This window comes from Microbacterium sp. LRZ72, assembly GCF_033792225.1.
In the GTDB taxonomy this organism is placed as follows: Bacteria; Actinomycetota; Actinomycetes; order Actinomycetales; family Microbacteriaceae; genus Microbacterium.
In genome coordinates this window covers 41,251-65,751 of sequence record NZ_JANGEX010000008.1, presented here as the reverse complement: position 1 = coordinate 65,751, position 24,501 = coordinate 41,251, and the positions used below count along the sequence as shown (strand labels likewise).

27 protein-coding genes are annotated in these 24,501 nt (G+C 70.7%); 5 read left to right on the top strand and 22 right to left on the bottom strand.

Annotated elements, in window-relative coordinates:
• Positions 1 to 21 precede the first annotated feature (21 nt).
• Positions 22 to 822, top strand: coding sequence for a ParA family protein (locus tag M4I32_RS10125; protein ID WP_319034373.1), 801 nt, complete (start codon positions 22 to 24; stop codon positions 820 to 822).
• 156 nt (positions 823 to 978) lie between these two features.
• Here M4I32_RS10125 and M4I32_RS10120 read toward each other — a convergent pair whose 3' ends face one another.
• The 3 genes from M4I32_RS10120 to M4I32_RS10110 form a co-directional block, all read right to left on the bottom strand.
• On the bottom strand, positions 979 to 1,524 hold the full coding sequence (locus M4I32_RS10120) for a MerR family transcriptional regulator (RefSeq protein WP_319034372.1): 546 nt from the start codon (positions 1,522 to 1,524) through the stop codon (positions 979 to 981).
• 103 nt (positions 1,525 to 1,627) lie between these two features.
• Positions 1,628 to 2,320: a MerR family transcriptional regulator gene (locus M4I32_RS10115; protein WP_319034371.1), complete on the bottom strand. Its 693-nt coding sequence runs from the start codon at positions 2,318 to 2,320 to the stop codon at positions 1,628 to 1,630.
• Positions 2,320 to 2,811 (bottom strand): FHA domain-containing protein, encoded by a 492-nt coding sequence (locus M4I32_RS10110; RefSeq protein WP_319034370.1) that lies wholly within the window; start codon positions 2,809 to 2,811, stop codon positions 2,320 to 2,322. The genes M4I32_RS10115 and M4I32_RS10110 overlap by 1 nt, the downstream gene beginning before the upstream one ends.
• A 103-nt stretch (positions 2,812 to 2,914) precedes the next feature.
• Here M4I32_RS10110 and M4I32_RS10105 point away from each other — a divergent pair, with 103 nt between their 5' ends.
• The gene (locus tag M4I32_RS10105) at positions 2,915 to 3,463 is read left to right on the top strand and encodes a copper resistance protein CopC (protein ID WP_319034369.1); all 549 of its coding nucleotides are present in this window, start codon (positions 2,915 to 2,917) and stop codon (positions 3,461 to 3,463) included.
• Positions 3,464 to 3,597: 134 nt separating this feature from the next.
• Positions 3,598 to 4,995 (top strand): dihydrolipoyl dehydrogenase, encoded by a 1,398-nt coding sequence (gene lpdA / locus M4I32_RS10100; protein WP_319034368.1) that lies wholly within the window; start codon positions 3,598 to 3,600, stop codon positions 4,993 to 4,995.
• A 184-nt stretch (positions 4,996 to 5,179) separates the two neighbouring features.
• Here lpdA and M4I32_RS10095 read toward each other — a convergent pair whose 3' ends face one another.
• Together M4I32_RS10095 and M4I32_RS10090 are read right to left on the bottom strand one after the other, a co-directional pair.
• A complete protein-coding gene (locus M4I32_RS10095; protein ID WP_319034367.1) occupies positions 5,180 to 5,824 on the bottom strand; it encodes a CYTH domain-containing protein in 645 nt (214 codons plus the stop codon).
• Positions 5,814 to 6,029 (bottom strand): response regulator, encoded by a 216-nt coding sequence (locus tag M4I32_RS10090; protein WP_319034366.1) that lies wholly within the window; start codon positions 6,027 to 6,029, stop codon positions 5,814 to 5,816. The genes M4I32_RS10095 and M4I32_RS10090 overlap by 11 nt, the downstream gene beginning before the upstream one ends.
• 47 nt (positions 6,030 to 6,076) lie before the next feature.
• On the opposite strand from M4I32_RS10090, the gene M4I32_RS10085 reads away from it, so the two are divergent.
• Complete coding sequence (locus M4I32_RS10085; RefSeq protein WP_319034365.1) at positions 6,077 to 6,808, top strand: glutamine amidotransferase; 732 nt, start codon at positions 6,077 to 6,079, stop codon at positions 6,806 to 6,808.
• Here M4I32_RS10085 and M4I32_RS10080 read toward each other — a convergent pair.
• Positions 6,796 to 7,536 (bottom strand): NAD(P)H-hydrate epimerase, encoded by a 741-nt coding sequence (locus tag M4I32_RS10080; protein ID WP_319034364.1) that lies wholly within the window; start codon positions 7,534 to 7,536, stop codon positions 6,796 to 6,798. The two genes, M4I32_RS10085 and M4I32_RS10080, sit on opposite strands and share 13 nt — an antisense overlap.
• The gene (locus tag M4I32_RS10075) at positions 7,533 to 8,645 is read right to left on the bottom strand and encodes a YihY/virulence factor BrkB family protein (protein ID WP_319034363.1); all 1,113 of its coding nucleotides are present in this window, start codon (positions 8,643 to 8,645) and stop codon (positions 7,533 to 7,535) included. The genes M4I32_RS10080 and M4I32_RS10075 overlap by 4 nt, the downstream gene beginning before the upstream one ends.
• A gap of 104 nt (positions 8,646 to 8,749) precedes the next feature.
• On the opposite strand from M4I32_RS10075, the gene M4I32_RS10070 reads away from it, so the two are divergent.
• Positions 8,750 to 10,417 (top strand): GspE/PulE family protein, encoded by a 1,668-nt coding sequence (locus tag M4I32_RS10070; protein ID WP_319034362.1) that lies wholly within the window; start codon positions 8,750 to 8,752, stop codon positions 10,415 to 10,417.
• An 18-nt stretch (positions 10,418 to 10,435) separates the two neighbouring features.
• Here M4I32_RS10070 and M4I32_RS10065 read toward each other — a convergent pair whose 3' ends face one another.
• The 15 genes from M4I32_RS10065 to pilM (M4I32_RS09995) all read right to left on the bottom strand — a co-directional run bounded on the left by M4I32_RS10065 (position 10,436) and on the right by pilM (M4I32_RS09995) (position 24,491).
• Positions 10,436 to 11,674: a type II secretion system F family protein gene (locus tag M4I32_RS10065; RefSeq protein WP_319034361.1), complete on the bottom strand. Its 1,239-nt coding sequence runs from the start codon at positions 11,672 to 11,674 to the stop codon at positions 10,436 to 10,438.
• A gap of 1 nt (position 11,675) precedes the next feature.
• Positions 11,676 to 12,815, bottom strand: coding sequence for a type IV pilus twitching motility protein PilT (locus tag M4I32_RS10060; RefSeq protein WP_319034360.1), 1,140 nt, complete (start codon positions 12,813 to 12,815; stop codon positions 11,676 to 11,678).
• Between the two features lie 8 nt (positions 12,816 to 12,823).
• Positions 12,824 to 13,519 (bottom strand): hypothetical protein, encoded by a 696-nt coding sequence (locus M4I32_RS10055; protein WP_319034359.1) that lies wholly within the window; start codon positions 13,517 to 13,519, stop codon positions 12,824 to 12,826.
• On the bottom strand, positions 13,516 to 14,286 hold the full coding sequence (locus M4I32_RS10050) for a hypothetical protein (protein WP_319034358.1): 771 nt from the start codon (positions 14,284 to 14,286) through the stop codon (positions 13,516 to 13,518). The genes M4I32_RS10055 and M4I32_RS10050 overlap by 4 nt, the downstream gene beginning before the upstream one ends.
• Complete coding sequence (gene pilM / locus M4I32_RS10045) at positions 14,283 to 15,302, bottom strand: pilus assembly protein PilM (RefSeq protein WP_319034357.1); 1,020 nt, start codon at positions 15,300 to 15,302, stop codon at positions 14,283 to 14,285. Before pilM (M4I32_RS10045) ends, M4I32_RS10050 begins: the two co-directional genes overlap by 4 nt.
• 19 nt (positions 15,303 to 15,321) lie before the next feature.
• Positions 15,322 to 16,164: a prepilin peptidase gene (locus M4I32_RS10040; RefSeq protein WP_319034356.1), complete on the bottom strand. Its 843-nt coding sequence runs from the start codon at positions 16,162 to 16,164 to the stop codon at positions 15,322 to 15,324.
• Positions 16,161 to 17,690, bottom strand: coding sequence for a hypothetical protein (locus tag M4I32_RS10035; protein WP_319034355.1), 1,530 nt, complete (start codon positions 17,688 to 17,690; stop codon positions 16,161 to 16,163). Before M4I32_RS10035 ends, M4I32_RS10040 begins: the two co-directional genes overlap by 4 nt.
• A complete protein-coding gene (locus M4I32_RS10030; RefSeq protein ID WP_319034354.1) occupies positions 17,681 to 18,232 on the bottom strand; it encodes a hypothetical protein in 552 nt (183 codons plus the stop codon). Before M4I32_RS10030 ends, M4I32_RS10035 begins: the two co-directional genes overlap by 10 nt.
• A gap of 78 nt (positions 18,233 to 18,310) precedes the next feature.
• On the bottom strand, positions 18,311 to 18,751 hold the full coding sequence (locus M4I32_RS10025) for a prepilin-type N-terminal cleavage/methylation domain-containing protein (protein ID WP_319034353.1): 441 nt from the start codon (positions 18,749 to 18,751) through the stop codon (positions 18,311 to 18,313).
• Positions 18,752 to 18,850: 99 nt separating this feature from the next.
• Positions 18,851 to 19,276, bottom strand: a complete 426-nt coding sequence (locus M4I32_RS10020) for a prepilin-type N-terminal cleavage/methylation domain-containing protein (protein WP_319034352.1) — start codon at positions 19,274 to 19,276, stop codon at positions 18,851 to 18,853.
• Between the two features lie 452 nt (positions 19,277 to 19,728).
• Positions 19,729 to 20,961: a type II secretion system F family protein gene (locus M4I32_RS10015; protein WP_319034351.1), complete on the bottom strand. Its 1,233-nt coding sequence runs from the start codon at positions 20,959 to 20,961 to the stop codon at positions 19,729 to 19,731.
• Entirely contained in the window at positions 20,958 to 22,106 is a 1,149-nt protein-coding gene (locus tag M4I32_RS10010; protein ID WP_319034350.1) for a type IV pilus twitching motility protein PilT, read from the bottom strand. Before M4I32_RS10010 ends, M4I32_RS10015 begins: the two co-directional genes overlap by 4 nt.
• Before the next feature lie 11 nt (positions 22,107 to 22,117).
• On the bottom strand, positions 22,118 to 22,765 hold the full coding sequence (locus M4I32_RS10005) for a hypothetical protein (protein WP_319034349.1): 648 nt from the start codon (positions 22,763 to 22,765) through the stop codon (positions 22,118 to 22,120).
• A gap of 2 nt (positions 22,766 to 22,767) precedes the next feature.
• Positions 22,768 to 23,430 carry a hypothetical protein gene (locus M4I32_RS10000; protein WP_319034348.1) on the bottom strand — a complete coding sequence of 221 codons (663 nt, stop codon included), beginning with the start codon at positions 23,428 to 23,430 and terminating at the stop codon, positions 22,768 to 22,770.
• The gene (pilM, locus tag M4I32_RS09995) at positions 23,430 to 24,491 is read right to left on the bottom strand and encodes a pilus assembly protein PilM (RefSeq protein WP_319034347.1); all 1,062 of its coding nucleotides are present in this window, start codon (positions 24,489 to 24,491) and stop codon (positions 23,430 to 23,432) included. Before pilM (M4I32_RS09995) ends, M4I32_RS10000 begins: the two co-directional genes overlap by 1 nt.
• Positions 24,492 to 24,501: the final 10 nt, after the last annotated feature.

Below are 24,501 nucleotides of genomic sequence, written 5' to 3'. Positions count from 1 at the left end.
AGGAAGGTAACGTTAGGGACCGTGCACGTACTCAGCGTCAGCTCACTCAAGGGTGGGGTCGGCAAGACGACCGTGACACTGGGGTTGGCTTCGGCCGCGTTCGCCCGCGGTGTCCGGACACTCGTCGTCGACCTCGACCCGCAGTCCGATGTCTCCACCGGGATGGACATCCAGGTCGCGGGGCGTCTCAACGTCGCCGACGTTCTGGCCAATCCCAAGGAGAAGGTGGTGCGACAGGCCATCTCGTCCAGCGGATGGTCCAAGGTGCATCCCGGCACGATCGACGTGCTGATCGGCAGCCCGTCGGCCATCAACTTCGACGGCCCGCACCCCTCGGTGCGCGACGTCTGGAAGCTCGAGGAGGCCCTGGCCACCATCGAGGCCGACTACGACCTGGTGCTGGTCGACTGCGCCCCGTCACTGAACGCGCTCACGCGCACGGCGTGGGCCGCCAGCGACCGCGTCATCGTCGTGACCGAGCCCGGTCTGTTCTCGGTCGCCGCCGCCGACCGCGCCCTGCGTGCGATCGAGGAGATCCGCCGCGGGCTCTCGCCGCGTCTGCAGCCGCTCGGCATCGTCGTGAACAGGGTGCGTCCGCAGTCGATCGAGCACCAATTCCGCATCAAAGAGCTGCGCGACATGTTCGGCCCCCTGGTGCTCTCGCCCCAGCTGCCCGAGCGCACCTCGCTGCAGCAGGCCCAGGGCGCGGCCAAGCCGCTGCACATCTGGCCCGGCGATTCGGCGCAGGAACTCGCCGCCGACTTCGACGCCCTGCTGGACCGCGTGGTGCGAACCGGCCGCATCCCCGTTCCGGGAGCCTGATCGCGGCGCGCTGCGCGCGCGTTTCGTCTCCTCACGCGGTCGTTGAGCGAGCGGGAGCGAGCCGAAACGCCCCGGCCCACGGTCGTTGAGCGAGCGGAGCGAGCCGAAACGCCCCGACCCACGGCCGTCGAGCGAGCGGGAGCGAGCCGAAACGCGTCAGGCGGTGCGCTTGGCCCGGCGTGCGGCGAGCTCGTCCATCGCCTCGGGCGCCTGCGGGTCGAACTCGACCAGCGTCGTCTCGACCTCGCGCAGCACCTTGCCGACGGCGATGCCGAACACGCCCTGTCCGCGGCTGACCAGGTCGATGACCTCGTCGTTCGAGGTGCAGAGGTAGACCGAGGCGCCGTCGCTCATGAGAGTCGTACCGGCCAGGTCGCGGATGCCGGCGGCCCGCAGCTGTTCGACCGCCGTGCGGATCTGCTGCAGTGAGATTCCGGTGTCGAGCAGGCGCTTGACGAGCTTGAGCACGAGGATGTCGCGGAAGCCGTAGAGCCGCTGCGAGCCCGAGCCGCTGGCCCCGCGGACGGTCGGCTGCACCAGCTCGGTGCGTGCCCAGTAGTCGAGCTGACGGTAGGTGATGCCCGCGGCCCGCGCCGCGACCGCACCGCGGTAGCCGGTGTCGTCGTCCATGCCGGGCAGGCCGTCGGTGAACAGCAGCTCCGAGACGAAACGGGGCTCGTCGGCGAGTTCATCCGCGTTCATCGCGTCCTCCTCGCCTTGCCCGGATCGGTCAGGGACAACGCTAGGCCACCCCGTGGTCGCGGGCAACGACATCCGCCGCGACACGCCGCGGGTGACACCGAGGTCATGGCAGGAGCCGGCCGAGGGCCGCGCGCACGAAGTGGGCGCGCACCTCGTCCAGGCGACGAGCCAACTCGGGACCCGTTTCGCTCGCCCGGGCCCGCGAAGGAGCGTCGGCCCGGTGCAGCAGCGGCGCGAGTGCCTGCTCGACCAGCGCGACGTCACGCTCCGCACTCTGCCGGAGGGCCCGGATGTGACGGGGTTCGATGCCGTGCTTGTCGAGGGCGGCGATCGCGCTGAGCAGTGAGACGCACTGTTCCGGGTAGGAGTCCGCGGCGGGCAGGACGCCGGTCGAGACGGCCTCGTTCAGCAGCTGGGGTCGCGCCCCGGCGGCCCGCAGCAGCTCGTCGCGGCTGTAGCGCCGGCCCTGCGGATGGATGGACGGCGGCGGCTGCTGCGCCGGATGCGGGGTGTCACTGTCGACGTCGCGGTCGGCCAGGTAGTCGCGGATGACGTGCAGCGGCAGGTAGTGGTCGCGCTGCAGCTGGAGAGCCAGGCGCAGCCGCTCGACGTCGGCGTTCGAGAACTTGCGGTAGCCGGAGGCCGTGCGCGTCGGGGCGACGATGCCCTGCACCTCGAGAAAGCGGAGCTTGGAGGTCGTGAGTGCGGGGAACTCCGGGGTCAGGCGCGCGAGCACCTGACCGATGCTCAGAAGACCTTCGGTGGCGTGCGCTGCCCGGGATGATGCGGCCGGCATCAGCCCGTCGCCGCCGCGGGCAGGTCGACGGGTGAGACGAAGAAGGTCAGGCGGAACTTGCCGATCCGCACTTCGGCGCCGTTGTCGAGGGAGGCGCGATCCACACGCTCACCGTTGACGTAGGTGCCGTTGAGCGACCGCCGGTCGACGATCTCGAAGCTCGCACCGGAGCGCGCGACTTCGGCATGACGGCGCGAGACCGTCACGTCGTCGAAGAAGATGTCCGCCTCGGGGTGGCGACCGATCGTCGACACGTCCGTGTCGAGCAGGTAGCGGGCCCCGGCGGTCGGGCCGGAGCGAACGAGCATGAGCGCCGCCCCCGAGGGCAGCGCCTGGATCGCGTCGAGCTCGGGCTGGTTCAGATCGGCTCCGAACGGCACGAACGACAGGTCCGAGTCATGCCCGAACGTCTGGGTCGTATCGGTCGGTGGGCGCTCGGCGTCCGCCCCGCGGCGGAGGCCGGCGGCGCCGGGGTCTTGCTGCTCTGCCACGTCGTCCTCCTTGGCCCACCAGCGTAGCCGATGCGGGTGCCTGCCAGAGAGCATGATTTCGAGGTCCCTCCCCCACCGTCCCCCGGCTGGGTAGGGTCGAAGGATGCCGTCCCCCGCCTCACGTCGCCGCCTGCCCGCCCTCGTCGCCGGCGGGCTTCTCGCCGTGACGCTGACGGCGATGCCGATGGCGGCATCCGCCCACGACGAGCTCATCGGCACCGATCCCGAGGACGGCGCCGTCCTGGAGCAGGCCCCCGAGGCGGTCGACCTGCGCTTCAGCGCCGAGCCGCTGACCGAGGAGGGCGGCACGCAGGTGCGCGTGATCGATCCCACCGGGGCCGAGGTGCAGGCCGACGCGCCCGAGACGGTCGACAACGGAGTGATCCAGGCGATCGACGCCGACGAGATCGGCACTTACACCGTGACCTGGCGCGTGGTCTCGAGCGATGGGCACCCGATCTCAGGGGAATTCGCCTTCTCGGTGGGCGAGGAGTCCGAGCCCGCTCCGGCTCCGGCGCCGGCGGACGAGAGCGACGCAGGGTCGCCGGACGTCCTGATCTGGATCCTCGTGGCCGTCGGGGGCGCGGCCGTCGCAGGAGCGATCGTCGTCGCCGTGATCGCGCTGCTGCGCCGCCGCCGCCCGCAGGACTGAGACGGCCGGCCTTCGAGCCCGGAAACCACCGTTCGCGCGAAACCCACCGCGATGCCGGCGGTCTCGCGCGAACGGTGGTTTCTCGACGCTGCCGCGCCCCGCGCCGACCGCGCACCGGACGCTAGGCTGGAGGCATGCCTCACTACGATGTCGTCATCCTCGGAGCCGGCCCTGGCGGGTATGTCGCGGCGGTCCGCAGCGCCCAGCTCGGACTGTCCACCGCCGTCATTGAAGCGAAGTACTGGGGCGGGGTGTGCCTGAACGTCGGCTGCATCCCCTCCAAGGCGCTCCTGCGCAACGCCGAGCTGGCCCACATCTTCACCCACAAGGCCGAGATGTTCGGCATGTCGGGCGATGTCAGCTTCGACTACGGCAGCGCGTTCGACCGCAGCCGCGACGTCGCCGAGGGGCGCGTCAAGGGCATCCACTACCTGATGAAGAAGAACAAGATCACGGAGTACGACGGCCGGGGCACGTTCACCGACGACCACACCATCGAGGTCGCGAAGAGCGACGGCGGCAGCGAGACCGTCACGTTCGACAACGCGATCATCGCCACCGGCGCCACCGTGCGGCTGCTTCCCGGCGTCACCCTCAGCGAGAACGTCGTGACGTATGAGGAGCAGATCCTCTCGCGCGAGCTGCCCGACTCGATCGTCATCGTGGGTGCCGGCGCCATCGGCATGGAATTCGCCTACGTCATGTCGAACTATGGCGTGAAGGTGACGATCATCGAGTTCCTCGATCGTGCGCTGCCGAATGAGGACCCGGATGTCTCGAAAGAGATCCAGAAGCAGTACCGCAACTACGGCATCGACATCCTCACCTCGACCAAGGTCGAGAAGGTGGAGGACAGCGGCGACAAGGTCACCGTCTCGTACACCGGCAAGGATGGCAACGCGTCGACGATCGAGGCCGACAAGGTGCTCATGTCGATCGGCTTCGCGCCGCGCATCGAGGGGTTCGGCCTCGACAAGACCGGTGTCGAGGTGACCGAACGTGGCGCGATCGGCATCGACGACTACATGCGCACGAACGTGCCGCACATCTACGCGATCGGCGACGTGACCGCCAAGCTGCAGCTGGCCCACGTGGCCGAGGCGCAGGGCGTGGTCGCGGCCGAGACCATCGGCAAGGCCGAGACGATGCCGCTCGGCGACTACCGGATGATGCCCCGCGCGACGTTCTGCTCGCCGCAGGTGGCGTCGTTCGGGCTCACGGAGCAGCAGGCCAAGGACGAGGGGCACGAGGTCAAGGTCGCGACCTTCCCGTTCATGGCCAACGGCAAGTCGCACGGCCTGGGCGAGCCGGTCGGGTTCGTGAAGATCATCGCGGATGCCGAGCACCTCGAGCTGCTGGGCGCCCACATGATCGGCCCGGACGTCTCGGAGCTTCTGCCCGAGATGACGCTGGCGCAGAAGTGGGACCTGACCGCGCTCGAGCTGGCGCGCAACGTGCACACGCACCCGACGCTGTCGGAGTCGCTGCAGGAGGGCTTCCACGGCCTCGCGGGCCACATGATCAATCTCTGAGCCGGAAGGACGCAGTGCGCGCACAGCGCGCGTTGCGTCCTTTGCGGCTCAGGGTTGAGCGAGCGCAGCGAGACGAAACGCCGCGCCTGACAGCACCGCACGCGCACGAGGACTTCAGCGCGGCAGGAGGATCCTCGTGCGCCGATCGTCCTCCCGCCGCGCGAAAGTCCTCGCCCCGGGCTGGTCAGCGGCCGAGGGCGCGCTGCAGCTTCGACTCCGACGACGCGGGGCGTCCGCCGACCGCGGCGACCGCGGCATCCACGGCGGCGAAGAACGCCTCCCGACCGGCGGGGTCGCCGGGAGCCGCGGGGCCGAGCTCGACCTCCCACTCGCGCCACGAGGTCGTGCTGCCGCCGCGCACATCGGATGCCGTCACCCGGTCGTCGACCAGTTCGGCGACCAGCGCACCGTCGGCGCCGGTCAGCGCGTACGCGCGGCGGGTGTTGCGCACGCGGGCCAGTGGAGACAGCGCCTCATCGGCGCACCACTGCGACACGGCCTCGCGCACCGGTTCGGGCACCGCGAGCTGATCGAGCACCGCCGGCAGCGCCTCGTCGCCGAGCGGCCAGCCGTACTCGTGCCGGCCGTCCGCAGCACTGAACTTGACGTGCCAGCCCTCGTCGGGCCCGCCGGACCGGCGACGCACGGCCACACGCGCCGAGGCGAGCGTCAGCGCCGAGGTGTCGAGATAGACGGCATCGAGCTCGCGCAGCTCGGGCTCGCCGACCGCGGCGACTCCCGGCATCCGCACGAGATCGACGAGAGGCGTGTCATCGTCGACGTCGTACTTGCGCTCGACCTCGATGGTGCGCGTGGGCTCACTCGTCACTCTGGCCGATCTCTTGGGTCGACTCGACGAACACGAAGCGCACCTCGGTGGGCCCGTCGTGCTCGCCGGTGTGCTGAGGCTCGCCCTGCCGGTCGTAGACGACCTGGCCCTCGGTGTAGGCGAGGATGAGCGAATCCTGCGACGGATCCTCGAGCGGAACCACCTGACCGTCCAGGGGGCCGCCCGACAGACGTGCAATAGCCATGTTCTTCCTCCTCACCGCGAGCCTATCGCTGCGGCAGGCTGGGTGTTGTGAAACCGTTCCTTCTGCTCGCCACCCGCGCCGAAGACGTGCCGGCCGACGAAGAGTATGCCCTCTTCCGCCGGTTCAGCGGCCTCGACGAACGAGACCTCGTGCGCGTGCGGCTCGAATCCGCGCCCATGCCTCCGCTCGATCTCGACGCGTATTCGGGGATCATCATCGGCGGCGGCCCGTTCAACGCCTCGGACCCGACCGAGACGAAGGCGGCGGTGCAGCGGCGGGTCGAGGGCGAGATCTCGCGCCTGCTCGACGAGGTCGTCGCCCGCGACTTCCCCCTGCTCGGAGCCTGCTACGGGATCGGCACGGTCGGCGTGCACCAGGGCGCCATCGTCGACCGCACGTTCGGCGAGCCGATCGGCGTGGCGCCGGTCACCCTCACCGACGCGGGTGCGGCCGACCCGGTGTTCGCCGGCATCCCCCGGGACTTCTCCGCCTTCGTCGGCCACAAGGAGGCGGTGCGCGAGCTGCCGGAGCACGCGGTTCTGCTGGCGAGCTCGCCCGGGTGCCCCGTGCAGGCCTTCCGGATCGGGCGCAATGTGTACGCCACGCAGTTCCACCCCGAACTCGATCTCGCGGGGATCACGACCCGCATCCACGCGTATGCGCGGTTCGGCTACTTCGCCGCCGACAAGCTCGAGTACACGCTCGCCGCGGCGCGCCGGAAGCCCGTCGTGCACACGGGACGGGTGCTGGCCAACTTCGTCGCGCGCTACGCCCGCTGATCCGGCGGGGCGTCGATCGTCAGCAGCCGCACGGGCGCGGTGGTCTCGACCTCGGGGCGCAGGCGCTCGAGCGCGGGCGTGAGCCCTAAGTCGACCAGCACGATCTGCCCGGTGAACTCCGGCCCACGGCCCCGCACGAGCCCGGCTTTGACGGCGCCCATGGTCACGGTGACGTCAGCGGGCAGCACGGTGCCGTCGGCCGTGCCGTCGTCGGGGTGCAGACCGCTCGGCAGGTCGACGGCGAGAACGCGCAGATTCTCGTTGCGGTCGAGCTCGGGCGCCAGTGCGGCGACGGTCGCGCGGGCGATTCCGCGCAGCGCCGGGTCGCTGGAGGTGCCGATGCCGAGGATGCCGTCGATCACGAGCCGGTAGTCGGATGCCGCTTCGCGCACGTCGTCGAGACCGCAGCAGACGACGCCCGCCCGGCGTGCCGCCCCCAGCGCCGCGCTGTGGGCGCCGTCGGAGGTCAGCAGCACGTCGACCGCGTAGCCGGCCTCCGCGAGGGTGGCCGCGGCGAACAGCGCGTCGCCGCCGTTGTTGCCGCGTCCGGCGAGCACCAGCACGGGCCCGCGCCCGTCGGGCACCAGCTCCCGCGCGATCTGCGCGATGGCCGCCGCGGCCCGGGCCATGAGCGGCTCGCCGGCCTCGAGCAGCGGCTGCTCGGCCCGCCGCACTGCCGCGGCGGTGTAGGCGGGGGTGGATGCGGGTGTGCCGGGCGTCGCGCTCATGCCTTCGCTCCCTCGCGTGCGGGCGAGCGCTCGGACGATCCGCCGTCGTCGTCGGATGCGTCCTCCGCGGCCTTCTCTCGCTCGGCCTCCGCGGCCTTCTCGCGCTCGGCCTCTTCGTCCTCCCGCGCCCGGCGCAGCTCCTCGCTGTCCAGCCGCACCGCGCGCTCGGCCCGGCGCACGCGGCGCTGCGCGAAGGTCGATGCACCGTAGCGCGCGCGCACCCGGTCCTGATCCTCCTCAACGCCGGTCAGGATGTAGGCGGCAGAGATCAGCACGACCTGGCTCGACAGGTTGAACCACAGCAGCAGCGCGATGAGCGCGGCGAACGACGCCAGCAGCGGGTTGGAGCGCGCACCGCCGACGAAAAGGCCCGACAGCTGCTGCAGCACGGTCAGCCCGAAGGCGCCGAGCAGCACGCCCGGCCAGAGGGCATGTCTGGACGCCTTGACCCCCGAGAGCACGACGAACATGGTGGCGATGATCGCGGCATCCAGCATGAAGACGACCGCCGCCGAGAACAGCCACGTGCCCGCCGTCACCGTAGGGCCGCCGTCGGGCAGACCGACCCACGAACGCACCACGTCGATCAACGCCGAGCCGAAGAACGTCGCCGCCGCCGCGAGCAGAAGCGCCACACCCACGCCCACCGCCAGGGCGAGGTTACGCAGCAGCGCCCACACGACGAAGATGTCGCGGTTGGGCAGGTCGGCGAGCGAGCGCAGCGCCGCGCGCACCTGACTGACCGACCCGATCGACGCGCCGATCAGGCCGAGGGACGAGGCGATACCGGTGATCGACAGGCCCGTCGGCGCCGCGATCGAGGAGGGGTCGATCAGGTTGTCCTCGCCGACGAGGCCGGGGATCGCCGCGTCGACGGCGCTGATCAGGGCCTGCCAGGCCTCGGGGTTGCCCTCGAGCCAGAGCGCCGCGATCGAGAAGCCCAGCAGCACCGCGGCGAAGACGGCGAACAGCATCCGGTACGTGATGCTGTCGGCGAGCATGGGACCGCGCTGCTCGGAATACAACAGGAATGCCCGCACGGGCTTGCGTGCCAGTGCCCACGCGATCGCGCGCTGGATGGGCGTGCCGGATGCCGGTGTCTGCGCCATGCGCTCCAGGCTATGCCCGTCGCCGCACACGTGCTCGGTCTTGACACCCGCCGGAGGCGTCGTCGTGGAGAGGCGCGGATAGGATGAGCCGAGGGAGGGACGTCATGCGTGGAATCGCCCAGACGCTGGTGCTCACGGGCGCTGTGCGGGCCGACGACATGTCGCTCGCGCTGGCCGAGTACGGCGAATCGGCCGAGCTCGAGCGCGCCCTCGTCTCGCGCGGCGTGATCACCGAGCTGCAGCTGGCCGAGGCCGTCGCCCTGCACACCGGGCATCGGCTCGTCGACCTGCAGGACGCCACCCTCGACCCGGCCGTCGTGGCCCTCGTGCCCGGCCAGCTCTGCCGGCGCTACCGGGTGATCCCCATCGAGAAGATCGCGAACCGCCTCACCGTCGCGATGCTCGACCCCAGCGACATCATCGCCCTCGACGACGTCGCAAGCCTCACCGATCTGCGCATCGACCCCGTCGTCGTCGCCGCCGACGCGCTGCAGCAGGTGTTCGACCGGTACCTGCGCTCGGACGAAGAGCTGAGCGACCTCTCGGAGCAGATCGGCGAGACGATCGCCGCACCCGGGGTGACCTTCACCGAGTCCCTCGACGAACAGGATGCCGACGCCCCGGTGGTGCGCTTCGTCAACCTGCTGATCGCGCAGGCGATCAACGACCGGGCCAGCGACATCCACGTCGAGCCCGGCGAGCACGAGCTGACGGTGCGGTTCCGCATCGACGGCGTGCTGCACGAGATGCAGCGGGCCGACCGCGGCATCCAGGACGGCATCATCTCGCGCCTCAAGATCATGTCGGCCATCGACATCGCCGAACGGCGGCGCCCTCAGGACGGGCGCCTGTCGGTGCACCACGACGGGCGACAGATCGACCTGCGCGTGGCGACGCTGCCGACGGTGTGGGGCGAGAAGATCGTCATGCGCATCCTCGACAACAGCGCCCAGCGGCTCTCGCTCGACGACCTGCGGATGGCGCAGGGCAACCTCGACCGCTTCCGCGACTCGATCACCCGCCCGCACGGCATGGTGCTCGTGACGGGCCCGACCGGCTCGGGCAAGTCCACCACCCTCTACACCGCGCTGCGCGAAGTGGCCGATCCGCGCGTGAACGTCATCACGGTCGAGGACCCCGTCGAATACCGGATGCAGGGAATCAACCAGGTGCAGGTCAACAACCGCGCCGGCATGACCTTCGGCGCGGCGCTGCGCTCGATCCTGCGCAGCGACCCCGACGTCGTGCTCGTCGGTGAGATCCGCGACCACGAGACCGCCGTGATCTCGATCGAGGCGTCGCTGACCGGTCACCTCGTGCTCTCGACCCTGCACACCAACGACGCGCCCAGCGCCGTGACGCGGCTGACCGAGATCGGGTGCGAGCCGTTCCTGGTGGCCACGGCGCTCTCGGCGGTGGTCGCCCAGCGTCTGGCCCGCAAGCTCTGCGACCGCTGCCGCCAGCCGATGACGGAGCCGACCGAGGTGCTCGAGTCGCTGGGGTTCCCGCACGACCCGGCGGACCCGCCGCAGCTGTTCCGCGCCGCCGGATGCCCCGCGTGCTCGAACACCGGATACCGCGGGCGCATCGCCCTGCACGAGGTGATGACGCTGTCGGAGAGCATCGAGCAGCTCGTCGTCACGCGGGCCAGCGGCACCGAGATCCGCCGGCAGGCGCTGTCGGAGGGCATGATCTCGCTGCGCAACGACGGCTGGGGCAAGGTCGCCGAGGGGCTGACGACGATCGAAGAGGTGCTGCGCGTCTCGACGTGAGCGCCGGAACGCAGGCGGTCAGCCGCCGGCGCCCATCTCGCCGTAGAGGCTGAAGATCGGCAGATAGAGCGAGATGACCATGCCGCCGATGATGATGCCGATGCCGACGATCAGCACCGGTTCGATCGTCGCGGTCAGCTGGTCGGTGGCGGTCTCGACCTCGTTCTCGTAGAAGTCGGCGATGCTCGAGAGCATCTCGGCGAGCGTGCCCGATTCCTCCCCGACCGACACCATCTGCGCCACCATCGTCGGGAAGACCCCGGCCTTGGCCAGCGGCACGGCGAACGAGCGCCCCTGCCGCACCGATTCCTGGATCCTGTCGACGGCCTGCTCGATGGCGTAGTTGTTGGCGGCCTGCGACACGATCGCGAGGGCCTGGATGAGGGGCACGCCCGCGTGCAGCATCATCGACAGGTTTCGGGTGAATCGCGCGACGGCGATCTTGGTCGCGAGCGGGCCGATGATCGGCATCCGCAACGTGAGCGGGTCGACCAGCCGCCGCACGCGGTCGGTGCGTCGATTGCGCACCCACCATAGCCAGCCGGCGATGCCGCCGATGATCAGCAGCGGCAGCAGCCACACCATGTTCTTCGACAGGATGACGAGCACCTGCGTGGGCAGCGGCAGCGCCGAGCCGATGCCGGCGAACATGCCCTCGAAGATGGGCACGACGAACGTCACCATCGCCAGCACGCCGACGATCGCGACGACGAGCACGACCATCGGGTAGGTCGTGGCCGTGCGGATCTTGTTCTGCAGTTCGGCCTCGCGCGCGTAGGTGTCGGCGATCGAGGTGAGCGACTGGCCGAGGAATCCGCCCGTCTCGCCGACCCGCACGAGGCTGATCAGCAGCGGGGGGAAGATCTTCGGATGCTTGGCGAGCGCGGCCGAGAAGGAGGCACCGGACTCGACGTCGGCGTGCACCTGCACCAGCGCGCTCTGCAGCGTCTTGTCCTCGCTCTGCTCGATGAGGATCGCCAGGGTGCGCATCAGCGGCAGGCCGGCGTTGATCAGCCCCGCCATCTGCTGCGCGAACACCGCGAGCGTGGCGATCTTGACGCGCTTCTCGAAACCCGGGATCGACACGTCGCGGCTGAGTCCGGTCTTCGACACCGGCACGACCTCGAGCGGCATGAGCCCCTGGGCGCGCAGCTTGGCCGTGACCGCGTTCTCGCCGGACGCCTCTATCGTGCCCTTGACCACGGCGCCGCCGGCGCCGTCCACCGCGCGGTAGCTGTACTCCTGCACGACGGGCATGTCACTGCCCCCATCCGGCGGCCGCCTGGCGCTCCCCGGCGTGCATCGCCCAGGCGTCGACATCCAGATCCTGCGGGCGCACCCGCACGTCGTCGAGGTTCCTCGGGTCGACGGCGTAGGTGCGGGCGACCTGCTGCGAGACCTTGCCCTCTTCGACGAGGCGGCGCAGGTCCTGGTCGAGCGTGTGCATCCCCAGCGACGACCCCGCCTGCATCGCGGTGTACAGCTGCGCCACCTGCGCTTCACGGATGAGGTTCGCCACGGCGGGCGTGTTCACGAGCACCTCGGTGGCGATCGTGCGACCGGTGCTCTGGGCCAACGGCAGCAGCGACTGGCTGATGATGCCCTGCAGCGTATCGCCCAGCTGGGTGCGGATCTGATCCTGCTGGTGCGAGGGGAAGACATCCACGATGCGGTTGATGCTCTTCGCGGCGCCCTGCGTGTGCAGCGTCGAGAGCACGAGGTGCCCGGTCTCAGCCGCCGACAGCGCGGTGTGGATCGATTCCTGGTCCCGCAGCTCGCCGACGAGGATGACGTCGGGGTCCTGTCGCAGGATGCGCCGGAGCGCCTCGGCGAAGGATGCGGTGTCGCTGCCGATCTCGCGCTGGTGCACGAGCGAGCGCTTGCTCGAGTGCTGGAACTCGATCGGGTCCTCGACCGTGATGATGTGGGACGGCAGGGTCGAGTTGATGATGTCGACCATCGCCGTCAGCGTGGTCGACTTGCCCGACCCGGTCGGACCGGTGACGAGCACCAGGCCGCGGGGGCGCAGCGCCAGGTCGCGGCAGATCGCCGGGGCGCCCAGCTGCTCGAGCGAGGCGACCGTGGTGGAGATGAACCGCAGGGCGGCGGCCATCTCGCCGAGCTGGCGGAACACGTTGACGCGGAACCGGCCCAGACCCTCAGCGGTGTAGGAGAGGTCGACCTCGCCGTGCGCGATGAAGTCCTCGCGCTGCGACGCCGACATGATGCCGAGCACGGTGGACTCCATGAACGCCGCGGTGAGCGCCTCGGGGTGGCCGGGCACGGCCTGCAGGTCGCCGTCGACCCGCAGCAGGGGCGGGTGCCCGGATGTGAGGTGCACATCCGAGGCGCGGGCGGATGCCGCCGCGTGCAGCAGTTCGTCGAGTGCGTGGAACATGGGGCTCCTCAGTCAGCGGCGCGGACGAACGACAGGGCGTTGACCGTCAGGTCGTACCCCTCGCCGGTCGGGTTCAGGGTGGCGTTGTCGATGGCGATCAGGCGCGGCCCCTGGCCGAGCTCGTCGATGAAGCGCACGGCCTGGGCCGGGTCGTCTGCCGTGACGGCGATCGCGAACGGGATCTGTTGGCGGGGTGAGGCGGGATCGGCGTCGGCGGAACCCGGTGTCGCGCCGTCGGTGGGCGGGGTCCCCGTCTCATCCGCCGGCGTCGCATCCTCGGGCGTCGCCGGCGCCGGGGCCGCGGCATCCGCTGCCGAGCTCTGAGCCGCCCCGTCTGCCGTCTGCGACGTGCGCAGCGACCACTCCCCCGCATCCGCGGCCGTGATGCTGACGACGCGCGCGCCGGTGCTGCGGGCGGCCTCGGCGATGATCTCGAAGACGTCGTCGTGGCGGTTCTGCTCGCGGATCTGCGCGCGCAGATCGTCGACGCGCGCACGGATCGCGGGCAGATCCTCGGCCTGCGCCTGCAGCCCCTGCACCTGCACGTCGTAGACCGAGTTCTGCTGCGCGACGCGGTCGGCCTCGTCGCCGGTGCGGTTCGACTGCAGGAACAGCGGCATGGCGATGAGGAGGATGCCGGCGAGGAGCGCGCCGGCGACGATCATGCCCCCGCCCACGTTGATCAGCTGACGTTGGATGCTCATCGGTCCTCCGCCTCGGTGTAGGCGCCGCTGTAGACGCTCTGATCGAAGGTCGCGGTGAGCACGTACGTGTACACGCTCGCGCCCTCCCCGTCTTCGGAGGTGAGCTCGCGCACGTCGACCTCGGTGATGGCCGGCACCGCGCGCAGGGAGCGCACCGCGGGAGAGGTGTCGACGGGTGCGCCGCTCTCGAGGGTGATCGTGCCCGAGAGCCCGGCGTTCGCGGCCTCCGCGGCCGGATCGGGCTGCGTGGTGTCCGCGGATTCGGCGGCGGGTGCGCCGCCGGTGGTCAGGACGAAGCCGACGACCTCGACGCCCGCCGGCAGCACCGTCGTGACCGAGTCGAGCACGGGCCGCCACTCCAGGTCGTACGACATCGCCTCGGAACGGAAGCCCGTCAGCTCCGTCTCAGTGGAGAGAGCTTGGCTGACCTCCGACAGGCTCGCCAGCTGCGCCAGCAGATCGTTGGTCCGGGCCTGGGCGGCCGCCAGGCGCTGCTCGGCCGACCAGGTGAGCGCGAAGGCGCCACCCGAGAGCACGAGCACGAGCGCCAAGGCGCCGACCAGTCCCCACCCCCAGCCGCGCACCAGGCGCAGGCGTTCGCGACGTTCGGTCTCGGCCGGCGGCATCAGGTTGACGCGCGCCGGAGACGTCTTGGCGGCGTTCTTGGGCGTGCGCTTCGGCACGCGCTTCGCCTTGCCCTTGCCCTTGGCCTTGTGCGCGTCGTCGGCGGTGCTCGTCGAGGGGTCCGTCGCCGTGCCCGGGTTCATGATCCCTCTCCCAGCGTGAGCCCGACGGTGGGGAGCATGTTCGCCGTGAGCTGCTCGGGCGCGACACCGGGACCGAGCCGCACCACCTCATCGGCCACGACCGGACGCACGGGCGCGGGCAGCTGCGCGGCGAGGGCGTCGAGCACGCCGGGCGCCGCCGCGGCCGCGCCGCTGACGAACACCGAGCCGATCTGCGCGGCGCCTTCGCGGTCGTTGTAGAAGCCGATCGTGCTGTGCACGCGCTCGACCAGGTCGGCGTAGGCGGGCTCGAGCGCCGACCAGCGACCGGCGGCCCGACTGCGCAGCGTGCGGGGCGCCGGCGCACCGGCGGCCCCGACGCCGGCGAGCTCGAGCGCCTCCGCCGGCGCCTCGGCGGTCTGGTCGCCCTCGACGGGCAGGTCGACCGGGATGATGCGCACGAACCGCGGCACGCCCGCGATCGCCACGACGACGTAGCTGGTGTGCTCGCCGAGGTGCACCATCGCCACGGTCTCGTCGCGCGGCGCAAGCCGGCCGCCCACCCGCGCCAGGCCGAAGGGCGCCACGTCGACCACCTCGACGTGCAGGCGCGCCTTGCCGAGGGTGGTGATCAGCTGCTCCACCGTCTCGGCGACGGCCGCAACCAGCAGGCCGTGGACGCGATCGCCCGACGTCTGCACGGGGTAGAAGTCGAGCACGGCCTGCGCGACGGGCACCGGCAGCAGGTCCTGCACTTGGAAGGGCAGCGCCTGGCGCAGCAGCTCGGGCTTCATGACCGGCGCGGCATACTCGCGCACCAGCAGCCGTCGGCTGCCGATGCCGAGCACGACCCGGCGCCCTTTGATGCCCGCACGGCCCCACAGCTGGCGCACGGCGACGGCGACCGCATCCGGATCGAGCACCTCGGAGTCCTTCGCCGCACCGGGCGGGAGCGGCACGTCGCCGGCCGCGATCAGCTTGGGCGCGCGGCCGGTCGTCACCTCGACGGCGCGAACGCTGCGCTCGGTGATCTCGATGCCGATGATCGTCTTGGCCATGGTCGATTCCTTCTCGCTTCTAGATCCCGGCCAGCAGGTCGAGGTAGGCCCGGGCGACCGGCTCGCCGGCGGCGATGCCGACCCAGGCCCCCGCCAGCATCCACGGGCCGAACGGGATGGCGGTGCGCCGGCCCGCCCGCTTGATCGCGACCAGCGCGAGCCCGACGACACCGCCGAGCGCGAAGGCGGCGAAGCCGCCGACGGCCAGCGCGCCCCAGCCGATCCAGCCGAGGCAGACGCCCACGAGCCCGGCGAGGCGCACGTCTCCGCCGCCCATGCCGTCGGGGCGGATGATGCGCAGCAGCGCGTAGATGACGTAGAGGATGGCGCCGCCCGCGAGCGCACGCAGCAGGTTCTCGACCGGCGCGCCGGCGAACCAGGCCGAGGTGAACAGCGCCAGCACGGCGACCGCGCTCGGGAGCACGATCGCGCGCGGCAGCAGCTGGCGGTCGAGGTCGGTGAGGGTCAGCACCACGCTCGCCGCCGCGAACCACAGGTAGGCGGCGAGCACGAGCGCCCCGGGCGCGGGGGCGATCGCCGACGCGGGGGCGGCGTGCAGCGCCAGCCACGTGACGGCGACGAAGGCGACGCCGGTGATCGCCTCGACCAGCGGGTACCGCGCCGAGATCGGCGTGCGGCACGAGGCGCACCGTCCGCGCAGGGCCAGCCACGAGAGCACCGGCACGTTCTGCCACGGGCGCACCGGCGCGGCGCACCGGGGGCAGCGGCTCTCGCGGGTGAGCGGGATGCCGGCGGGCACGCGGTGGGCGACGACGTTGAGGAACGAGCCGATGACCAGGCCGAAGAGCCCCGCGAAGGCGAGGATGAACACGAGGGCGGGGGTGGTGAGAGCGGCGGTCATCGGGCCACATCCCGCTGGCTGACGAGGGTGCCGAGGGCTTCCAGGGTCTCGGCTCCCACCGATGTCGCCCCCTCCGGCATGTCCGGCAGGAGGATCTGCACGCCATAGAACGACAGGCCCCCGCCGTAGTCGAAGGAGCCACCGTAGAACCCCCCGTGCCAGAGGTCGTTGTTCATGCCGGCCACGTCGATGATGCACGGGGTGTAGGCCATCGCCGTGACCCCGGCCTGGATGACCGTGCCGTTGATGAGGATGTCGTTCCCATTCGTGCAGGTCGGGACACCATCAGCGACGGTGTCTTCGACGACGAACCACAGGTGCGGATCAGCGCCCGCCGCCGCGCCGATGGTCAGCGCGGTGAGGTTGAAATCATTGCCGAGAAGAACGACGTCCGTCTTCAGGTCGAGATCGGGCTCGGAACCGTTGTTCGTGCTCAGCGTGGTGCAGGCGCGTGCATCAAGGATCGTTGGCGTGGTGAGCGATTCGAGACTTGTCCACCCGGTGCCGGGGTGGGCGTTGAAGTGCTTGCACGTTCCAGATGCGCTGCTGCTGTTGTCGTTCTCCAGAGTGATCACGTCGTAGTCGGGCCAGTGCGACTGCTCGTACTCGTAGTCGAACCAAGGGTCGAACGTGGGCGCCTCGGCAGGCGTCGAGACCGACTCGGGGGTGTTGATGTCGCCCGCAACCGATCCCTCCTGGGGGCTGAATATCGCCCCGGCCGGCAGGGTGAGCGACCCGAGCAGACTCTGGTTGCCGAGATAGACATCGCCTTCTGCGGTCACGTCGCCGCCGACGGAATTCCCTTGCGTTCCGAAAAGCAGGGAGCCGCCCGCGAGGATGTCGCCGCCGATCGTCCCCCGAATGATGTTCGATCCCGCCCCGGCGACCGAGAGGTTCCCTCGGATCATGTCACCCCCGACCGCCATGTCGATCGTGCCGCCGGCCACGACCGAGCCGTGTACGTCGCATCCGCCCTTGGTGGCGAAGCTGCCGCTCAGGACGATGTTGGCGGGGATGACGGACTGGCACGTGAAGTCACCCGTCGGGATGACGATCGAGAGCAGGTCGTCGTCGAGCGTGTGTGCAAGGACCTCGCCGGTGAAGGTCGTTTTCTCGCCGAAGAAGACCATGTCTCCCTCGCCGCCGATGTTCTCGGAGCTGTACTCGAAGACCGCTTCGAGCCGAGCGGCGCGGTCGGCGTCGCCCCACCCGGTCGCGGTGAACGTGACGAGACCATCGGCGCACGTGCTCGTCGTCTCGTAGCGGGGCGCGGTGGAGTTGGTGAGGGTCACGTCGCAGACGGTCGCCGTGCGGCGGGCGTGAGCGACGGCGTCGGCGAGGCCGGCGTCGGCAGCCGCGCGCGCTTCGAGGGCGCCGCGGCTGCCGACGAGTGATGCGGTGGTGCCCGAAACGATCGTGCCCGCGGTCAGAGCGCCGATGCTGAGCACGAGCATGATGACCAGGACCACGACGAGGGTTGAGCCGCGGTCATCGGACTCGGCTGGAATGGTCTCTTTCACAAGCACACCTCGTCCACCCCGTCTTCGGGCACGACCGTGACGGCGGCGGCACTCACAGGCACGACGGCGTCGCCCGCGCGCACGATGAGCTCCACCTCCACGGTCCTGCTGTCGGTGTCGCCCGCTCTGAACGCCGCGCCGCCGTCAAGACCACCAGAGACACTCCCAGCGAGCACCGTCCACGCGCTTGGATCCGTACCGATGGGGACGTCGGAAGCGGTATAGGCGAGGTCACCGCTCGGCGTGAGTGCCCACGCTCGGCACTCCGATACGCCGTCGCCCACGATGACGCGAGCCACGAGCAGGTCGTCGGTGACGTTGATGTCGGCGGCATTGCGAATCGAGGTTTGGATCGAGTCGGTGACCACCTGCGCCTGCCCCGTTGCGCGGTCGCGGTCGCGCGTCGCCGCCTCAGTGCGCAGACCCGTGACGAACAGCGACGCCATGAGTCCGAGCAGCAGCGCCGCGATCGAAGCCGCGATGATGAGTTCGATCATCGACATCCCTCGTTCGTCGGGGCCCGCGGGGGCCGTCGGGGTGCGCGTCATCGACAGCAGCTTTCGGTGCTCGGTTCAGCGTGGATCGTGCGGTGGCGTAGGTGCGGCGCCGATCTTTAGTGGGGCAGCTCAGGGGGCCGAGACGACGATACGGGTGGGTATCGTTGCCAGCGCGGTGCCGGGGTCGTCGGCGGCGTAGACCGTCGCCGTGACCGTCACCGTCCCGGGCAGGGCCTCGGGACACGCCGACACCGTGACGTCGGCGCGCAGCCCCGTGGCAGCAGGATCTTCCTTGCCGACAAAAGCGAGCCCGGCGACCGCCGTGCAGGTCGTCGTCAAGTCGTTGTTGCCGAACTCGGCCCGGGCCGGCGCCAGCTGCGCATTGGCGAAGGTCGCGGCCGCGACGGCCGAGCGATTCTCATCACTCACCCGCGTGGTCGTGACCAGCAGCGGCAGCACCGCCAAGGCAAGGATCGCCGACAGGAACATGGCGATCACGAGCTCGACGAGGCTGAACCCTTCGTCAGCGGTGAGGCTGAATCCGTCGTCGGATGCAGGAGACCGAGGCATCCGTCCACCTCCCGGTCGGGATGGGTGCGGAAAGGCCGGTGGGTGCGGGATCCGCCCCCTTAGAGCCCCGGATCCCGCACCCGCCGACGGTCAGGGGACTCAGAGGCCGCCGGTGTCGTCGCCGGTGCCGGCAGCCGCGTCGCAACCCGGTCCTGCGGTCGCATTGTCGAGCCCCTCTGCAACTCCGGTCACGCAAAAGTCTTCAAGAGAGGTGCCCGCCAGGGTCAAAGTGACTGCAAGATCGCTATCTGCCGTGAGATTCGGTGCGTAGCCCTCCCCCGCGGTGGGCGGGGTTTCGCTCGCATACGCTGCAGCGGCCTGGCTGGCCGCGTTCGCGGTAATCGCGTCAAGTGAGCTCTGCTCCGCGTTCTGCTGGATGCCGAGGAAGATCGGGATCGCGACCGCGGCGAGCACGCCGAGGATGACGACGACGACGATGAGCTCGATGAGCGAGAAGCCCTTCTCGCCGGATTCCTCACGGCGGGTCTTCTCGGCCTGGATGTAGTTACGAACGAAAGCGCGCATGGTGGAGTACTCCCCTTGGGTTGCCCGAATGATTCGTCATCACACCGGACCGCGGATCGGGGACGAACCGTGGCTGGCGTGATGCCGGACGATGATTCACCGCAGTGAGCCGCCGTCACAGGGAATCATTAGCGACTTCTCATCTTTCGTCAAGTTTCACTTTCTGCACTCCTGTCCCCCGTTCGGGTGACAAGCCTCGCCTAAGTACTCGCCGCGCGACAGATAATAATTGCTGATCAGAGGCACTTTATTCAGGATCCGTGCACGAGGAGCGAGCCCCGAATCCGTAACAGGTTTGTAACCAAGAATGTTGATCACCTCTCATCTACACCCCTCACATTTCTCATTTGCGGGCACGAAAAACCGCCCCCGGTCCGGGAGGGGACCGGGGGCGGCGAGGGTCCGGGCGCCCCGCAAGAGGGAGGGGCTGAGGCGGCCGGACGTCTGTGGGCTCAGCCTTGGCCGAGCTGGCCGTAGATGCCGAAGATCGGCAGGTAGAGCGCGATGACCATGCCGCCGATCAGCAGGCCGATCACGACGATGAGCAGGGGCTCGATGGTCGACGTGAGCTGCTCGGTGGCGGTGGTCACCTCGGCCTCGTAGAGGTCGGCGATGCTGCCGAGCATCTCGGCGAGAGTGCCCGATTCCTCCCCCACCGACACCATCTGCGCGACCATCGGCGGAAAGACCCCGGATGCAGCGAGCGGCCCCGCGAACGAGCGTCCCTGCCGCACGGACTCCTGGATCTGCTGCGCAGCCCGCGCGACCACGCGGTTGTGCGAGGCCTCGCCCACGACCGACAGGGCCTGCAGCAGCGGCACACCGGCATCCAGCATCATGGCGAGGCTGCGGGCGAAGCGCGCGACGGCGATCTTGGTGGCGAGGGGCCCGAACACCGGCATCCGCAGCGTGAGCGGGTCGATGACGCGCCGCACTCGGTCGGAGTCCTTGTGGCGCAGCCACCAGATCGTGCCGCCGACGGCGAGCGCGACGAGCAGCGGCAGGATCCAGAACATGTTGTTCGAGACCGTGACCAGCACGCGCGTCGGCAGCGGCAGGGCGCCGCCCATCCCGGAGAACATGCCCTCGAAGATCGGCACGATGAAGGTGACCATCGCCAGCAGGGCGAGCACCGCGATCGAGAGCACGATCACCGGATAGGTCGTCGCGGCGCGGATCTTATCCTGCAGCGCGGCCTCGTCGGCATAGGTCTTCGCCACGGCCGACAGCGAACGGCCGAGAAAGCCGCCGCTCTCGCCCACGCGGATGAGGTTGACCATGAGCGGCGGGAACGCGTCGGGCTGGCGCGCGAACGCCTCGGACAGCGACCGCCCGCCCTGCACCTCGGCGTGCACCGTGACCAGCGCCGCCTGCAGGGCGCGGTCCTCGGTCTGTTCGACCATGATCGTCAGCGCGCGCAGCAGCGGCAGCCCGGAGTTGACCAGCCCGGCGAACTGCTGGGCGAAGACGGCGAGCGTGCGGACGCGCACGCGGCGTCGCACCGGCAGGGTGATCTCGCGCTGCAGCCCGGTGCGCCGCGCGGGGGACACGTCGAGCGCGGTGAGGCCCTGCGCCTTCAGCTTGACCGCGACGGCGGCCTCGCTCGCGGCCTCGACGGTGCCCTTGACCACGCCGCGTCCGTCGGAATCGAGGGCCCGGTAGGCGAACTGCTGCACCAGCGTCATGAGCGCACCCCCCACTGCGTCAGGCTGCGTTCGTCGGCCGCGTGCAGGCTCCACGCCTCGGCGTCGAGGTCGCGGGGGCGCACGTGCACGTCGTCGAGCGAGCGCGGGTCGACCGCCATGGCCCGCGCCACGTGCGGGGCGATGGTGCCGTCGGCGACGAGCCGGGCCAGGTCCTGGTCGAGCGTGTGCATGCCGAGCGACTGCCCGGCCTGCATCGCCGAGTACAGCTGCGCGATCTGCCCCTCGCGGATCATGTTGGCCACGGCGGGCGTGTTCACCAGCACCTCGGTCGCGATCGTGCGCCCGGCATCCTGCGCCAACGGCATGAGGGTCTGGCTCACGATGCCCTGCAGGGTGTCGCCCAGCTGGGTGCGGATCTGATCCTGCTGGTGCGACTCGAACGCGTCGACGATGCGGTTGATGCTCTTGGCCGCGCCCTGCGTGTGCAGGGTCGACAGCACCAGGTGGCCGGTCTCGGCCGCCGACAGCGCCGCGGCGATCGATTCGCGGTCGCGCAGCTCGCCGATCAGGATCACGTCGGGGTCCTGGCGCAGCACCCGGCGCAGGGCCTCGGCGAAGGATGCCGTGTCGCTGCCGATCTCGCGCTGATGCACGAGCGAGCGGCGGCTGCGGTGCGGGAACTCGATCGGGTCCTCGATCGTGATGATGTGGGCCGCGCGCGTGCGGTTGATGATGTCGACCATCGCGGTGAGCGTCGTGGACTTGCCCGATCCCGTCGGCCCCGTCACGAGCACCAGCCCGCGCGGTCGCAGGGCCAGCTCGTGCGCGATCGGCGGCACGCCCAGCTCGTCGAGCCCGAACACGCGGTTCGGGATCAGGCGCAGCGCCGCGGCGATCTGCCCGACCTGGCGGAACACGTTCACGCGCACCCTCCCGATGCCCTCGGCGGTGAACGAGAGATCCACCTCGCTGCGCTCGGCGAACTCGTCGCGCTGGGCGGGTGACAGCATCCCGAGCAGCACGTCCTCGAGCTGCGCCGCGGGCTGCCGCTCGCCGTGCCCGGTCAGCGGAACGAGGTCGCCGTCGACGCGCATCAGCGGCGCCTGCCCCGCGGTGAGGTGGATGTCGGAGGCCCCCGCGAGCGCGGCGGTCTGCAGCATGCGGGCGAGCAGGTCGTCGCTCATGGCCGGCCCCCTCACGCCTCGGGAGCGACGAACGTCGTCGCGTTGACGGTCAGCAGCGGCTCGTCGCCGGAAGCCGTGAGGGCGGACTGGGCGACGGCGACCAGGCGGGGTCCCGCCGTGAGGGCGTCGACGAAGCGCGCGGCGCGCAGCGGGTCGCCGGCCTCGACGACGATCGTGAACGACACCTGCAGGCGGTCGGCGCCAACCTGCGTGGTGTCGGCGGGCGCGGGATCGGCGGATGCGGCATCCGTCTCTTCTGCGGCGTCTGTCTCGGCGGGCACCTGCGACGCGGTCTCGGCGCCCGAAGCGGGCGTCCATGGCACGGGATCGCCGGCCGTGGCACTCACGACCGTGACCCCCGCCTCGTCGGCGGCCGACGCGACGAGCGCGAATACGTCGTCAAGGTCGTTCTCGACCGGGATCTGCGCACGGTCCGCGGCGAGCTCGGCCTCGATCTCGTCGATGCGGCCGGCCTCGGCACGCAGGTCCTCGACCTGCGCGGCGTAGGCGAGGTTGCCCGCGGCGACGTCGCCGGCGGCACGCGTGGTGGCCTGCGCCTGCACGAAGAGGGGCGTGGCGAGCAGCAGCAGCCCCCCGATAACGACCGCGACCGCGAGGGTCGCCCCGATGACGTTGATGAACTGCTTGGGCAGCGACATTCTCATCGCTCCTCCTCCGCGGCATAGGCGCCGGTGTAGACCGACTGGTCGAGTTCGACGCCGAGGATGTACGTGTAGACCCGGGCCGCGTCGCCGTCGCCGGTCGAGGCGAGGTCGCGGCCGTCGGCCGACAACACGCCCGAGACGTCGCGGACCGCACGGATGGTGTCGGCCATGTCGACCGGCGCGGCGCTGGTGAGCGTCAGGGTGCCCGACAGCCCGGCGGCGGGGTCGGCTGCTGCCGCATCGCCGGCGGGCGCAGCGCCTGCCGCGAGTTCGAAGTCCGTGATGGCCACGCCTCCCGGCAGTGCTGTCTGGAGCGTCGACAGCGCGTCGCTCCAGCCGAGATGGGTCGCCATGGCCTCGGCGCGGAATGCCCCCAGCCTCTCGGTGTCGGCGAGCGCGGTGCTCACCTCCGAGAGCTCGGCCATCTGACCCAGCAGGGCGCTCGTCTCGGCCTGCTCGGCGACGAGCTGCTGGTCGGCGGTGAGCTTGAGCACGAAGGCGGCGCCGCCGGCGACGGCGACGACGGCCAGAGCCCCGACCATCGCCCACGCCCAGCCTCGGGTGAGCGCGGCGCGGCTGCGGCGCTCGCGCTCGGCGCGGGGCATCAGGTTCACGCGCGGAACGCTCGTGAGTCCGGCGTTCGAGGTGATCGCCGACATCAGCGCACCTCGCCCAGCAGGATGCCGGCGGTGCCCACGAGGTTCAGCGCGCTCTCGCCGGTCGGGCGGTCGTCGCCGATGGCCACGACGTCGTCGAGGTGCACCTCGTGCACCGGCAGGTCGAGGGCGCCGATGAGCGCGGAGCGCAGGCCGGGCGCCGTCGCCCCGGCGCCGCTGACGTGCACGCGCGAGATCGGCGTGGCGTCGGGACGGTTGCCGAAGAAGGCGAGCGTGCTGCGCACGCGGTCGGCCAGGTCGCCGATCACGGGATCGAGCCCCGCCGGGCCCTGCGGCGCCGACGGGCGCACCCGCGCCGAGCTCGCACGCGAGGCGGTCTCGGAGAACGCCGGGGCGTCTCCCGGCGGCACGGTCTCGAGCATCTGCTCCAGGGCCGCGTCGATGTCGACGTCGTCCATCCGGCCGAGGCTCGCCTGCGTCGGCACGTCGATCGGCAGCACCCGCACCAGACGGGGCACGCCGTCCGTCGCGATGACGACGTGGGTCGTGTGGGCGCCCACGTGCACCATGGCGGTGGTCGTCCCCGCCGCGACCCGGGCGGCGATGCGGGCGAGCCCGAAGGGCGCGAGGTCGACGGCATCCACGACCAGCTTCGCCCGGGCGAGCGTCTGCACGAGCGCCTCGACGGTCTCGGCCACCGCCGCCACGAGCAGCCCGGACACCTGCCCGTCGCGCTCCGAGACGGGGTAGAAGTCGAGCACGGCCTGCGCGGCGGGCACCGGCAGCAGCTCCTGCACCTGGTATGGAAGCGCCTGCCGCAGCAGGTCGGGGCGCATGGCGGCGGTGGTGTATTCCCGAACGAGCACGCGTCGGCCGCCGATGGCGAGCACGACGTGGCGTCCCGAGATTCCGGCGCGGCTCCACAGCTGCCGGATCGCGACGGCCACGGCATCCGCGTCGAGCACCTCGGAGTCGCGCGCCGCCCCCGGCGGCAGCGTCACCTCGCCCGAGGCCAGCAGGCGCGGCGTTCCGCGTGTGGCGGTCACCTCGACCGCGCGCACGCTCTCCTGCGTGATCTCGATTCCCACGAGCGTTTTCGCCATGGTCCCCTCC

Bases quoted from the DNA above. Each gene is read 5' to 3' on its own strand.
- M4I32_RS10120 (WP_319034372.1), bottom strand. From the start codon at position 1,524: ATGAACGCGGATGAACTCGCCGACGAGCCCCGTTTCGTCTCGGAGCTG.
- M4I32_RS10115 (WP_319034371.1), bottom strand. From the start codon at position 2,320: ATGCCGGCCGCATCATCCCGGGCAGCGCACGCCACCGAAGGTCTTCTG.
- M4I32_RS10105 (WP_319034369.1), top strand. From the start codon at position 2,915: ATGCCGTCCCCCGCCTCACGTCGCCGCCTGCCCGCCCTCGTCGCCGGC.
- lpdA (WP_319034368.1), top strand. From the start codon at position 3,598: ATGCCTCACTACGATGTCGTCATCCTCGGAGCCGGCCCTGGCGGGTAT.
- M4I32_RS10090 (WP_319034366.1), bottom strand. From the start codon at position 6,029: ATGGCTATTGCACGTCTGTCGGGCGGCCCCCTGGACGGTCAGGTGGTT.
- M4I32_RS10080 (WP_319034364.1), bottom strand. From the start codon at position 7,536: ATGAGCGCGACGCCCGGCACACCCGCATCCACCCCCGCCTACACCGCC.
- M4I32_RS10075 (WP_319034363.1), bottom strand. From the start codon at position 8,645: ATGGCGCAGACACCGGCATCCGGCACGCCCATCCAGCGCGCGATCGCG.
- M4I32_RS10070 (WP_319034362.1), top strand. From the start codon at position 8,750: ATGCGTGGAATCGCCCAGACGCTGGTGCTCACGGGCGCTGTGCGGGCC.
- M4I32_RS10065 (WP_319034361.1), bottom strand. From the start codon at position 11,674: ATGCCCGTCGTGCAGGAGTACAGCTACCGCGCGGTGGACGGCGCCGGC.
- M4I32_RS10060 (WP_319034360.1), bottom strand. From the start codon at position 12,815: ATGTTCCACGCACTCGACGAACTGCTGCACGCGGCGGCATCCGCCCGC.
- M4I32_RS10055 (WP_319034359.1), bottom strand. From the start codon at position 13,519: ATGAGCATCCAACGTCAGCTGATCAACGTGGGCGGGGGCATGATCGTC.
- M4I32_RS10050 (WP_319034358.1), bottom strand. From the start codon at position 14,286: ATGAACCCGGGCACGGCGACGGACCCCTCGACGAGCACCGCCGACGAC.
- pilM (WP_319034357.1), bottom strand. From the start codon at position 15,302: ATGGCCAAGACGATCATCGGCATCGAGATCACCGAGCGCAGCGTTCGC.
- M4I32_RS10040 (WP_319034356.1), bottom strand. From the start codon at position 16,164: ATGACCGCCGCTCTCACCACCCCCGCCCTCGTGTTCATCCTCGCCTTC.
- M4I32_RS10030 (WP_319034354.1), bottom strand. From the start codon at position 18,232: ATGACGCGCACCCCGACGGCCCCCGCGGGCCCCGACGAACGAGGGATG.
- M4I32_RS10025 (WP_319034353.1), bottom strand. From the start codon at position 18,751: ATGCCTCGGTCTCCTGCATCCGACGACGGATTCAGCCTCACCGCTGAC.
- M4I32_RS10020 (WP_319034352.1), bottom strand. From the start codon at position 19,276: ATGCGCGCTTTCGTTCGTAACTACATCCAGGCCGAGAAGACCCGCCGT.
- M4I32_RS10015 (WP_319034351.1), bottom strand. From the start codon at position 20,961: ATGACGCTGGTGCAGCAGTTCGCCTACCGGGCCCTCGATTCCGACGGA.
- M4I32_RS10010 (WP_319034350.1), bottom strand. From the start codon at position 22,106: ATGAGCGACGACCTGCTCGCCCGCATGCTGCAGACCGCCGCGCTCGCG.
- M4I32_RS10005 (WP_319034349.1), bottom strand. From the start codon at position 22,765: ATGTCGCTGCCCAAGCAGTTCATCAACGTCATCGGGGCGACCCTCGCG.
- M4I32_RS10000 (WP_319034348.1), bottom strand. From the start codon at position 23,430: ATGTCGGCGATCACCTCGAACGCCGGACTCACGAGCGTTCCGCGCGTG.
- pilM (WP_319034347.1), bottom strand. From the start codon at position 24,491: ATGGCGAAAACGCTCGTGGGAATCGAGATCACGCAGGAGAGCGTGCGC.